The organism is uncultured Roseobacter sp. (genome assembly GCF_947491795.1).
In the GTDB taxonomy this organism is placed as follows: Bacteria; Pseudomonadota; Alphaproteobacteria; order Rhodobacterales; family Rhodobacteraceae; genus Roseobacter.
The window spans coordinates 1,136,869-1,147,978 of record NZ_CANLKW010000001.1; the positions used below are offsets into that span (position 1 = coordinate 1,136,869).

Below are 11,110 nucleotides of genomic sequence, written 5' to 3' on the forward strand. Positions count from 1 at the left end.
CGTCGATGCGCGACCAGACCCCCGGACGGGCTCCGAATTTCACAGGTGCATGCATCGTGATGTTTGGCGTGAACCTTGGCTGGATATTGCTGCTCTTCTTTGCGCTCTACGGGCTCGCTGCTGCCGTATTCATCTGTCTGGCCGTCAATCACTGGATGAACTGGCTGGAGACACGTCGGCGCCTTGCGGAGCGCCGGTACGATACCATCAGACCAGACACAGGATCATCCGGCGGCAATCACTGTTGAGGCGGCTTCCGGTGCGCCCGCGCCGTGCGGAATGCCCAGTGCCTTGAAACCTGCATCCATGCCCCCCAGCATCCCCATGATCATCTGACCGTTGACATGCCCCATATGGCCCAGCCGGAAGAACCCGTGCCAGGCCGGATCGCCCGGAGGTGCCATGCCAAGGCCGATGCCAAGGGTCAGGCCCAGGTTCTGCTCGGTCCAGTCTCGAAGCGCCGTGGCCTGCGGGCTTTCCAGCCTCAAAGAGGTGACCGCATGGCTCCTGTGTGCGGGGTCCGGCACGTTCATCTCAAGCAGCCCGCCCTGCCCCCAGGCATCGCACGCCGCCCAGATCGCACGGGCCAGGACCGTGTGGCGATGCCAGACCGCCTCCATCCCTTCCTGCATCAGCATGTCGAGTGCCACGCGCAGGCCATAGAGATGGTGTGTCGGTGCGGTACCATTCCAGTATTGCCAGAACCCATCCGGGTCAGCGCGCGGTGTCCAGTCCCAGTAGCGGCTGACCCTGGGCATTTTCGCTCGAACGGCGGCCGCACGTTCGTTGAAAAAGACAAAGGCCATGCCAGGGGGCACCATCAGTCCTTTCTGGCAGCCGGCCACCATCACATCAGCGCCCCAGGCGTCCATCTCAAACTTATCGCAGGCGAGCGAGGCGATACAATCCACCATCAGGAGCGCCGGGTGATTGCAGTCGTCCAGAGCTGCGCGGATCTGCGCGATATCGCACCGCAGAGACGTTGACGTGTCCACATGCACGGCCAGGACGGCTCTGATGCGGTGTTCGGTATCTGCCCGAAGCGCTTCAGCAATTTTTTCCGGTGGCAGCGGTGACCGGTTCGGAGCGCTGATGGTCTGCGCCTGCGCGCCCAACCCTTCGGCCATGTCGGCCCAGCCCTCCGAGAAATGGCCGGTCCCGGGCACGAGGACAAGCTCACCCGGTGCGATGACATTGGACAGCGCTGCCTCCCAAGCGGCATGTCCGTTGCCAATATACAGTGCAACGTTCCCCTTTGTGCGGGCCACGTTTTTAAGATCTGTGACAATACCAGGCAGCATTTCCGGCAACTGACCTGCGTAGATGTTGGGTGATGGCCGGTGCATCGCCTGTAAAACGGCCTCCGGAATGACCGACGGGCCTGGTATGGCCAGGTATCCGCGTCCCGATGCTGAAGCCGGTATTTGTGGCATAGTTGCTGTCCTTTTTCACCTGCGCTTACACTAGCCCTGGAGCGGGCAGCGTCAATCACCGGTTTCAGGCAGCGATGGTCAAAATCCGCGGGTGTCCGGACGGTGCGTACGGAGTCATATGTCCAAAGGGCATCAGCGCCGGTAGCGCCGGGCCAGAGCAGAGATATCCGCGCCGGTAAAATAGCGGACCAGTGTCCACAGATTTCGCGCGCCACGATGCACCCAGCCCTGAGACGCATACCGTTCTGCCGAGGTTTGTGCGACGGCATCGATCGGGGTGAGACGTCCCCGGAGCGCCCGCGCGAGGGCAACATCCTCCATCAGCGGCTGATCAGGGTATCCGCCCACCGACTGATAAAGCGGTTGCGGGATCAGCAGACCCTGATCGCCATAAGGCAACCCCATATGGCTGCGCAGATTGGCCCAGCCAGCCACAATTCGCCCGGCCATGCCACCATTGGCAAAGGCCAGCCGGAACCAGCCGGCGTTGTCCGTTTCGAGATGTCGTATCGCCGGACCGACCCATCCGGCCTCCAGAACAGTGTCCGCATGCAGCACCAGCAGCCATGAACCGTCAGCGGCCGCACAGCCGCGCGCCATCTGACCGCCGCGCGACGGCGGGCCGGTTACAATCTCGGCCCCCCAGGCGCGCGCAACCGCGACAGTGGCATCAGACGATCCACCGTCACTGATGATCAGTTCGCGGATCAGACCAGCTTCCAACCCGGGCATCAGCGCAGCAAGGCAATTGCCCAGATGCGGCTCAGCATTCAGAGTCGGCACAATTACCGATATCGGTGCACGCATGCGATCCCGCCCCTTCCGTTTGGCGCTGCCCGGTTTATATGACAGACAACAGGCAAATAGGAGCCCCCCATGTCCAATCGTCGCATCCTTCAACTCACAGGCGAAGATGTTCTGGATTTTCTGCAGGGGCTGATCACCAACGACATCTCTGGGTTGAAAACCGGGCTGGTCTATGCAGCCATGCTGACCCCGCAGGGCAAATATCTGTCTGATTTCTTTGTGGTCCCGCATGCTGACGGGGTTCTGATCGACGTTGATTCCGCCCAGGGCGATATGCTGACGCAGCGCCTCAACATGTACCGGCTGCGTGCCGATGTCAGCATCGCGGAGGCACCGCTGCATCTGCACAGGGGAACCGGTGAGGCACCGCAGGACGGCTTTGCCGACCCGCGTCACACCGCCCTTGGCTGGCGCGCCTACAGGCCTGCGCCACAGACGGACGACACGACCGATTGGACAGCTTTGCGGGTTGCGCACATGATACCCCAGAGCGGTGTCGAACTGACACAGGATACATTCATTCTGGAAGTGGGGTTTGAGCGTCTGTCCGGCGTCGATTTCCGTAAAGGATGCTATGTGGGCCAGGAGGTGACCGCCCGGATGAAGCATAAAACAGAACTGCGCAAAGGTCTGGCCCGGGTCAGCGTCGAAGGTCCGGCAGAGACTGGCTGCGAAATTACAGCCAGTGGCAAAACGGCCGGTACACTGCTCAGCCGCAGCGGGGACCGTGCGATTGCCTATCTGCGCTATGATCGCGCGCAAGGGGACATGCAGGCGGGCGAGGCCGTGGTACGCAGACTTGATGGCTGACAAAAACGCCCCGCGCATTTCTGCCGGGGCGTTTCATCAAAAAACTGCAGCGATCAGGCCCTTTCGGAGTATTCCATCGTTTCAGTGTTCACGACGATATCCTCGTCCTGCCCGATGAATGGCGGCACCATGACCTTGACGCCATTGTCCAGGATCGCGGGCTTGAAGGAATTGGCCGCAGTCTGGCCTTTGACGACCGGCTCGGTCTCGACAATCTTGCAGGTTACCTTTTGCGGCAGCGTCGCGTTCAGCGCTTCCTCTTCATAAAACTCCACCACGATGGTCATGCCGTCCTGCAGAAACGGGCGGCGCTCGCCCAGCAGATCCGCGGACAGTTGCACCTGCTCATAGGTTTCGGTGTCCATCACGATCAGCATTCCGTCATCCTCATACAGGAATTGCTGATCTTTCTGCTCAAGGCGGACGCGCTCGACTTTGTCGGCGCTGCGAAAACGTTCGTTCAGTTTGGAACCATTGCGCAGGTTACGGAGTTCCACCTGTGCAAAAGCACCACCTTTACCGGGTTTGACATGATCGACTTTCACAGCCGCCCAGAGACCACCGTTATGCTCCAGAACATTTCCGGGGCGGATCTCGTTGCCATTGATTTTTGCCATGTGACCTATCCGTGTCAAAAGGTTGATGAAAAGTTGATGAACCCTATATCTGGGAGGAGAATGGGTGACAAGACAACGATATCTCGTGCTGCACGTGCAGAAAGCTATGCAAATTGTGCATATAAGGCATGCAGTTATGGGGTATCCGAATCGGCCAAAACCCGTCATAACGGGCGTCACGCCGAAAAGACAAGAGCAAGAATAATGGAAAGGACGACGGATGAAAGACTTCGTTGACGGCACGGCCTTTAACAACGAGCAAGGCAACCGTGCACGTAAACTTTTTGCAGCTGTGGTACTGGCTGCGCTTGACGACGCAATCGCGGACGACAAGAAATATGGCAATGGCCCCGAGCAGATTGCCCGCTGGGCACGCTCGCGCGATGGCCGCGAGGTCCTGAGCTGTGCCGGGATCGACCCAAACGAACGCGTCGTTATGGGCCTTATGGAATTTGTGGGCAAAGGTGTTCGGACGTCCGTCGCCCTGTCCCGGGAAGAATCAGAGCGCCGCAACGCGGCACAGCAGGCAGAAGCCGCCTGATATCCTTCTGAATTTTATCAAGAGAAACGCGCCTGCATTGCAGGCGCGTTTTTTTTTGCCCTTATGCAATGTTAAAGACAAAGAGCCATTGCCGCACGACCCAAAGTTCGGCAGCGAGCAAAACCAGCACAAACACTGACAATCCGCGTCCGATCCCCCGGCGCCACAGCACGAACGCAGCCGTGACAGCGGCGAAGGCCTCAATGGGGGCCACAAGAGCAGCGCCCTGCGCCCGGTCCCAGTAACTCAGCGGGCTCTCAAATATCCAGCCTGTCAGTGGCCAGAAATGCGCGCGGCCATCATCGTGGTGCAACGGAAAATCCAGACACAGATGCAGCAACGCCGCCCCGGTCAGCGCAACAGCCCAGGGCGTTCTGCGCCACAGTGCAAGGGCGAGCAAAAGGCCCCAGACGACAAATGAGTTGTCGACCGCGAAAACTGTCTGCCAGGCATCCGAAAAATACAGCTCGTTAAAGACGCGCTGCGATGGAATAGCAAAGACATACATCGCTCCACCCGCCAGCAGATAAAGCGACAGATCCGGCAGGAGCGCGCCAATGAAAGCAGCCGCAACAATCCATCGGTCTCCGCTGCGGGCCATTGCTGCCGCCCCAAGCAACAGATGTGCCGGTGTATTCATCTTTGCTCCTTTTCTTTGGAGTGATCATGCTTCAGTTTGCGCGCGGAAAGAAGGGGCATTGCATGCGCGGTAAAGCAATCATGATACAGGGCACCGGTACGAATACCGGCAAGTCCATGCTCGTTGCCGGACTGGCCCGTGCTTTTGCAAATCGTGGCCTGCAGGTACGCCCGTTCAAGCCACAGAACATGTCCAACAATGCTGCCGTGACACCGGACGGCGGGGAGATCGGGCGGGCCCAGGCGCTGCAGGCGCTCGCCGCGCGGGTTCCTCCGCATGTTGATATGAACCCCATCCTGCTCAAGCCGCAGACCAGCACCGGCGCGCAGGTGATCATTCAGGGCCAGGTGGCAGGCACACAAGAGGCGCGGGAGTTTGGCCGCAACCGAGACGCTCTGATGCCCCGCGTTCTCGAAAGCTTTGAGCGCATGCGCGCAGAAGCCGATCTGGTGCTGGTGGAAGGCGCTGGCAGCCCGGCAGAGACCAATCTGCGTGCGCGGGACATCGCAAACATGGGGTTTGCGCGCGCCGCTGATGTGCCTGTGATCCTGGCGGGGGACATCGACAGGGGTGGCGTTATTGCGCAGATTGTCGGCACCAAAACAGTTCTTGAACCTGCCGACAACGCGATGATTGCAGGGTTTGCCGTAAACAAATTCCGGGGTGATGTCACACTGTTCGATGAGGGGCGCGATGATATTGCCGCGCGTACCGGCTGGCCCTGTCTCGGGGTGGTTCCCTGGTTTGACGGAGCCGGTAAACTGCCCGCCGAAGATGTGATGGACCTGCCTGCACGTGCGGCCTCAGGGGGGCGTGGTCTGAAAGTTGTGGTGCCCCGCCTGCCCCGCATCTCAAATTTTGACGATCTGGACCCGCTGGCAGCGGAACCGGGCATTGAGCTTTGTATCGCCGGGCCTGGCAATCCTTTGCCTCTCGACGCTGACGTCATTCTGCTGACCGGCAGCAAGGCAACCCTCGCAGATCTGGCGGCCCTGCGTGCCGAAGGCTGGGATCAGGATATCCTGTCGCATGTGCGCTACGGCGGTCAGGTACTCGGTCTGTGCGGCGGTTATCAGATCCTGGGCCGTCAGATTTCCGACCCCGGGGGGATAGAAGGCCCCCCTGCCTCTGCACCTGGACTTGGGCTTCTGGATGTGGAAACTGTTCTGGTGCCTGTCAAGGAACTCGCGTTGCGCGAGGGTGTCAGCACAGGCGACAACATCCCGCTGACGGGCTACGAAATTCACATGGGCCGGACAACTGGTCCGGATTGCGCCCGGGGCTGGCTGGATTTTGGCAAAGGGCCTGAAGGCGCTGTTTCCGCGGACGGCCTGGTCAGGGGCTGTTACCAGCATGGAATTTTCTCATCCGATGCTTTCCGGGCGTCCTGGATGAAAGGGTTTGGTCAGCAGTCGCAGGCCAGTTACGCAGCCGGTGTCGAAGAGACACTGGACGCGCTTGCAACGCATCTGGAGCAATGCATGGATCTGGATCTTCTCTGGCGTCTGGCGCGCTGACCCTCAGCTCTGGTCGAGATCCCGGGTCGCAAGTGCGCGCATGACTTCACGTCGCACCAGTTTGCGCACATTCCGGGTAATGCGCTCACCCAGATCGCCCTGCAGTTCCCGCCGGACAATGTTCGCAACAAGCTCGGTCAACGCAGCCTCATCGAGGATGTGTTCTTCGGGCCGTGGCACCGGATCAGCATCCGCGTCCGGCTGAACGCCGGCTCCGGCCTCAGCACGCACCGTCGCGACGGGCTCAAGCGGCTCACCATCTTCGCCGATCGGGGCGCCGGTGCCATCCAGGTCAACCGTATTCTGCAGCGAAATCGCAGGCGCACGCGTTCCCGAATAGGCATCCCGGCCGTCACCATCCGGTTCCCACTGGTCAGAGCGGGCTGCAATAGCCGTTTCCAGGGCCGCTACCTTGTCTGCAAGGCTGCCGCCACGGGCGGCGTCCCCGTTTGTTGCAGAGTGGTCACCGCTGCGGGCAGGCATCGTTTCAGATACGCCATCATCAACAGGCCCGTCCTGGCGGACAGCATCCTCTGGCATCAGGGTCAGAACCGCTCTCGAGGCCGGGGCGGCTGGGGCGTCAGACGTCTCACCGGTTTGACTGGCGACGCGCTGTTGCGGCGACAGAACAAGCCGGTCAGCCTCATCGGCATCCCGATCAGGCGTACCCGCGCGCTTGTTGTCGCTTACGAGACGACGGATGGAGGACAACACGTCCTCTACCTGAGAATTGGTCACTGGATTCGACATTTCACACCACTCTTACCGCCGTCAAGCTTAACCCGGCGTTCACAGTGGTACAATGGCCCCGGTCAAACCGTCAGTTTTTTTGCAGCGACTTGAGAACCCGGTCGAGCTTGGCACCCTGCGCAGACCGGGCCACCGGCGCGTCCTTCACAAGGTTGTAATAGGCTGCAGGATCATATTGCTGAACACCCAGTCCCAGGTCTTTCGCCGTCAGCCGGCCGGTTGCCTGCAAAACAGAATATGCGGCAACATAGACATTTGCCTGAGCGGAAATACGGGATGTTTCCGCATCCAGCAGTTCCTGTTCGGCATCGAGAACATCGAGTGTGGTCCGGGCTCCGAGCTGCGCTTCCTCGCGCACACCGTTAAATGCGATACGCGCGGCCCGGATGCGTTCCTCTGACGCGGCCAGACTGGCGCGTTGTGCCGAAAGCTGTGCATAGGTCGAGCCGACATTCTGGGATATGGTCTTCTGCACCTCGAAAAGGTTGCCGCGCTGCGCATCACGCGACGCAATGGCACGGCGGATAGATGAATCAATCAGGCCGCCCTGGTAGATCGGGCCCGACAGCGTCAGACCCACACTGCCGGAGTTGGTATACGAACTGCTTCCGAGGTTTTCCTGCACATTCAGGGAGCCATTTGCACTCAGTGTCGGCTTGATCGCCGCCTCGGCACGCAGGATATTCAGCTCTGCAGCAGCGACCGCATGTTGTGCCGCGCGCAGATCCGGATGCACACGCAGCGCCTGGGAGCGTGCGGCCTCGACGTTGCTGCCGAAGGAGGGCAGCGATGGCGGTGTCACCAGCGCGCCCGGCGTCCGCCCGACCACGTTGCGGTATTCCTCGATCGCCTGCTGCAGATCGCCCTGTGCGGTCGCAAGTCCACTGCGGGCTTCGGCAAGCTGGCTTTCTGCCTGGGCCACATCTGTTCGGGTCACCTCGCCCACTTCGAAACGGTCCTGCGCCGCTCTCAGTTCCTGTTCCAGCAGGTTGAGGTTGTTGCGCCGCAGCGCAACAAATTCTGTCAGTGAGCGCACGTTGAGAAAGGCGGTAACGGCCCGCAACAGCACCTGCTGTTCAAGGCTGATCAGCTGTTGTCTGGTGGCCAGTACCGTTTCCTTGGCGGCTTCAACGCCCAGCTGCGTTGCGCCAAAATCATAGAGCAAAAGCTCGGCAATCAGCCCGGCAGATGCATTCGTCGATTCAAGGTTGTTTGTGCTCGCCAGACCACTGAAAGTGGAAATACTGCGCGTATCGCCGAAATTCCGGGTCAGGTTCGCCGTGTAATTGAGCACAGGTTTAAGGGCCGCTGCTGCACCGGCGACATCCTCGTCAGCGGCGCGGAGCAATGCCCGGTTCTGGTCAAGAAGCCCGCTGGTGTTATAGGCGCCAACCAGCGCGTCGGCCAGTGTCTCCGACTGTGCAACGCCGGCAGGCGCGCTCAGACAAAGACCAATGGCCGCGATCTGCAGCCCTTTTCGATATGTTTCTGCTACGATATTGCCTGCCATTTTTTTACCTCTGCGGTTTTTTCGGGTCGTTGCCCACCTGATTATTCAGAATTCAAAAGCTGCCTCACGCTCAAAGCCCGGCAGAACCGGCGCGCCGGCATTGAAAGCCATACGCCAGGATACCGTTCCGTCGCTTTTCCGTCCGATACGCACTTCACCAAGCGCGCCTTCCATAAACAGACAGGCAATCCGCCCGCCGTCCTTAACCTGTGCCACCAGCGCCTCGGGCAAATGGCGCACCCCGCCCTGCACGATCACAACGTCATAGGGGCCATGTTCCGGCGCACCGCCAATCAGCGGTCCTTCGTGCATGATGACATTGTCCGCGCCGGCCTCAGAAAGGGCATCCTGTCCGTCACGGACCATATCCGAATCTTCTTCAACCGCGACAACTGCTTCGGCCATATGCGCAATGACGGCCGATGAATAGCCAAGCCCGGCACCCACATCGAGCACAAGTTCTGAATTGGTGATATCCAGCGCATCCAGCATCTTGGCCAGGGTTCGCGGTTCCAGCATTACCCGGTCGCGTGCAACCGTCAGGTTTTCGCCCATATAGGCGGCTTCCCGGTGGCTGGCGGGCACAAAGTTCTCGCGCTGTACGGTCAGCATTGCGTCAATGATCGGGAATTTGGTGACGTCGGAAGGGCGGACCTGAGTATCCACCATCATCGTACGCCGCGTTGCAAAGTCAGTCATATGTCTAAACTCATACGTTCAGAATTGTTTCAACCAGATGTGGCACAGTTGCGGCGCTGCGGCAACGCCCGTCAGTTCGGTTTTTGACAATCTGTGGCACTTGCGACCGCCCGCGTAATCGGTTAGCTCTGCCCGCACACCATTGGCGGCGAGTTGGCGGAGTGGTGACGCAGCGGATTGCAAATCCGTGTACACCGGTTCGATTCCGGTACTCGCCTCCACTTTTCTGCAAAAATCGCGTGTGTGGTTCAGCCGCAGGTATCATGGACAAACCCGCTCGAAATGTATGCCATCCTAAGGTTCCGACAGGGCAATTTCCATCACGATGAGCCGCGTCGGAAAGTACCCGAACCGATGGCCGGTTTCGGTTCAGTTCAGTTAAACCTGCTACGCAGCATCCTCATCCGCACGGTTTTGGGCAATCTCGCTGACCCGCGGCAGGTCTTTTCCGGCCAGTGTCGCGAAAAACCTGGCCTGTTGCGGGTAGACAATGCTCTCTGCATCGTAATGTGACACAACATGTTCCCTGGCAGCGCGCCCAAGTCGTCGTCCCAGACCGCTGTCATCCAGCAGTTTTTCAATTGCGTCCGTTACCTCACCCGTGTTGCAGGGATCGACCAGCAGCGCGCTTTTCCGGTCTGAGACAAACTCTTCCACCGGTGCGGACCGGCTGGCAACAATCGGTGCGGCACAGGCCATTGTATCGACGAATGACCAGGACAGGACAAAGGGTGCCGACAAGTAAAGATGCGCATCTGAAGCCTGAAGATATCTGATCATTGTCGCGCGCGGCACGAGGCCGGTGAAGTGTAACCGGTCGGTGTCCAGATCAAGCGCGTTGAGCATGCGCTCTTTCCATGACTGACCCGGTGATTTAGGGCCGTAAGCGACCCGGTCTTCTGCGATTATGACGGCATGTACATCGCTGCGTCGTCTTTGCAGCTGTTCGATGGCTTTCATGACTTCCGGAAAGCCACGCGTCGGCTCCATCCCTCTGGCGACATGGGTGACAAGCGGAGCGTCCGGCGGAATGCCCTGCGCGCTGAGAAACTCTCTGTCGCGTGGGCCAGGACAGTGCAATTCTGTGTCAAACCCATCATTCAATACGGAGATATGTTCTGAAATCTTTTCCGGAAATCGGGACGCCTGATACTGTGTCGGACAAACCGTCGCGTCAGCAGCACTGAAATCGAGCCAGAACGGCGCGTTTCTGATGCGCGTTCTGGCACTTTCCTCTGTTTCGTTGCCGACCTTGGAGTAAGGCGTCTGATCTGCGTAAGGAAAGTTGTAGTACCATTCCGCGTACTGCACGTATTTTGTGTCGGGCCAGATATCGCGCACAAAAAAGCCAACACCCCATCCCGAGTGCGCCACAACCACGTCCGGCTCATAGCCCTCTTTCCTGAGGGCCAGCGCTGTGCGGGCCAGCCCCTGCCCGGCAATCACTGCACGTTCTGTTCCGGTCAGATAGTGATGCGTTGCGGGCGATGGTTCACGGTGCTCTTTGAAACGGACAATGCGCAGTTTGTCCGAGCGCACGTCATGTCGCGTTGTTGCAAAGGTCACATCCCAGCCATGCTCTGCCAGCCAGATTGCAACCCGTCCGAACTGGGCCGGATAATTCTTGTGGATAAAGAGTATCTTCACTGCTACCTGCGCTCCGTCGAGATGCTGAGCCTTTGTCTAGCCCAGAAGTCTTACCTGCACGTTATCGGCCGCCCCCATGGTGATGCAGCACACCAGAACAGAGCGGCAAACCACGCGAGCGGACACTTCGGAAACGCAA

12 protein-coding genes and 1 tRNA gene are annotated in these 11,110 nt (G+C 59.5%); 5 read left to right on the plus strand and 8 right to left on the minus strand.

Going from position 1 to position 11,110, the window contains the following annotated elements; genetic code table 11:
* Positions 1-5: 5 nt before the first annotated feature.
* Entirely contained in the window at positions 6-248 is a 243-nt protein-coding gene (locus Q1A34_RS05585; protein ID WP_300031844.1) for a hypothetical protein, read from the plus strand.
* Here Q1A34_RS05585 and Q1A34_RS05590 read toward each other — a convergent pair.
* Entirely contained in the window at positions 225-1,433 is a 1,209-nt protein-coding gene (locus Q1A34_RS05590; protein WP_300031846.1) for an aminotransferase class V-fold PLP-dependent enzyme, read from the minus strand. The genes Q1A34_RS05585 and Q1A34_RS05590 overlap by 24 nt on opposite strands.
* A 132-nt stretch (positions 1,434-1,565) precedes the next feature.
* Complete coding sequence (locus Q1A34_RS05595; protein ID WP_300031848.1) at positions 1,566-2,240, minus strand: TIGR04283 family arsenosugar biosynthesis glycosyltransferase; 675 nt, start codon at positions 2,238-2,240, stop codon at positions 1,566-1,568.
* A 69-nt stretch (positions 2,241-2,309) separates the two neighbouring features.
* Between Q1A34_RS05595 and Q1A34_RS05600 the strand changes: the two genes are divergently transcribed.
* A complete protein-coding gene (locus Q1A34_RS05600; protein ID WP_300031850.1) occupies positions 2,310-3,050 on the plus strand; it encodes a folate-binding protein in 741 nt (246 codons plus the stop codon).
* A gap of 53 nt (positions 3,051-3,103) precedes the next feature.
* On the opposite strand, the gene efp is transcribed toward Q1A34_RS05600, so the two are convergent.
* Positions 3,104-3,667: an elongation factor P gene (gene efp, locus Q1A34_RS05605; protein WP_300031852.1), complete on the minus strand. Its 564-nt coding sequence runs from the start codon at positions 3,665-3,667 to the stop codon at positions 3,104-3,106.
* Positions 3,668-3,887: 220 nt separating this feature from the next.
* Here efp and Q1A34_RS05610 point away from each other — a divergent pair, with 220 nt between their 5' ends.
* Positions 3,888-4,208, plus strand: coding sequence for a DUF6280 family protein (locus tag Q1A34_RS05610; protein ID WP_300031854.1), 321 nt, complete (start codon positions 3,888-3,890; stop codon positions 4,206-4,208).
* 61 nt (positions 4,209-4,269) lie between these two features.
* On the opposite strand, the gene Q1A34_RS05615 is transcribed toward Q1A34_RS05610, so the two are convergent.
* Positions 4,270-4,848, minus strand: coding sequence for a cobalamin biosynthesis protein CobQ (locus Q1A34_RS05615; protein WP_300031856.1), 579 nt, complete (start codon positions 4,846-4,848; stop codon positions 4,270-4,272).
* A gap of 62 nt (positions 4,849-4,910) precedes the next feature.
* Here Q1A34_RS05615 and Q1A34_RS05620 point away from each other — a divergent pair, with 62 nt between their 5' ends.
* Entirely contained in the window at positions 4,911-6,365 is a 1,455-nt protein-coding gene (locus Q1A34_RS05620; RefSeq protein ID WP_300031858.1) for a cobyric acid synthase, read from the plus strand.
* A 3-nt stretch (positions 6,366-6,368) separates the two neighbouring features.
* Here Q1A34_RS05620 and Q1A34_RS05625 read toward each other — a convergent pair whose 3' ends face one another.
* The 3 genes from Q1A34_RS05625 to Q1A34_RS05635 all read right to left on the minus strand — a co-directional run bounded on the left by Q1A34_RS05625 (position 6,369) and on the right by Q1A34_RS05635 (position 9,324).
* Positions 6,369-7,115, minus strand: coding sequence for a hypothetical protein (locus Q1A34_RS05625; protein WP_300031860.1), 747 nt, complete (start codon positions 7,113-7,115; stop codon positions 6,369-6,371).
* 70 nt (positions 7,116-7,185) lie between these two features.
* The gene (locus tag Q1A34_RS05630; RefSeq protein ID WP_300031862.1) at positions 7,186-8,625 is read right to left on the minus strand and encodes a TolC family outer membrane protein; all 1,440 of its coding nucleotides are present in this window, start codon (positions 8,623-8,625) and stop codon (positions 7,186-7,188) included.
* Positions 8,626-8,670: 45 nt separating this feature from the next.
* Positions 8,671-9,324, minus strand: coding sequence for a protein-L-isoaspartate O-methyltransferase (locus Q1A34_RS05635; RefSeq protein WP_300031864.1), 654 nt, complete (start codon positions 9,322-9,324; stop codon positions 8,671-8,673).
* Between the two features lie 147 nt (positions 9,325-9,471).
* Between Q1A34_RS05635 and Q1A34_RS05640 the strand changes: the two genes are divergently transcribed.
* Positions 9,472-9,545, plus strand: a tRNA-Cys gene (locus Q1A34_RS05640).
* Between the two features lie 166 nt (positions 9,546-9,711).
* On the opposite strand, the gene Q1A34_RS05645 is transcribed toward Q1A34_RS05640, so the two are convergent.
* Positions 9,712-10,971 (minus strand): glycosyltransferase, encoded by a 1,260-nt coding sequence (locus Q1A34_RS05645; RefSeq protein WP_300031866.1) that lies wholly within the window; start codon positions 10,969-10,971, stop codon positions 9,712-9,714.
* Positions 10,972-11,110 lie beyond the last annotated feature (139 nt).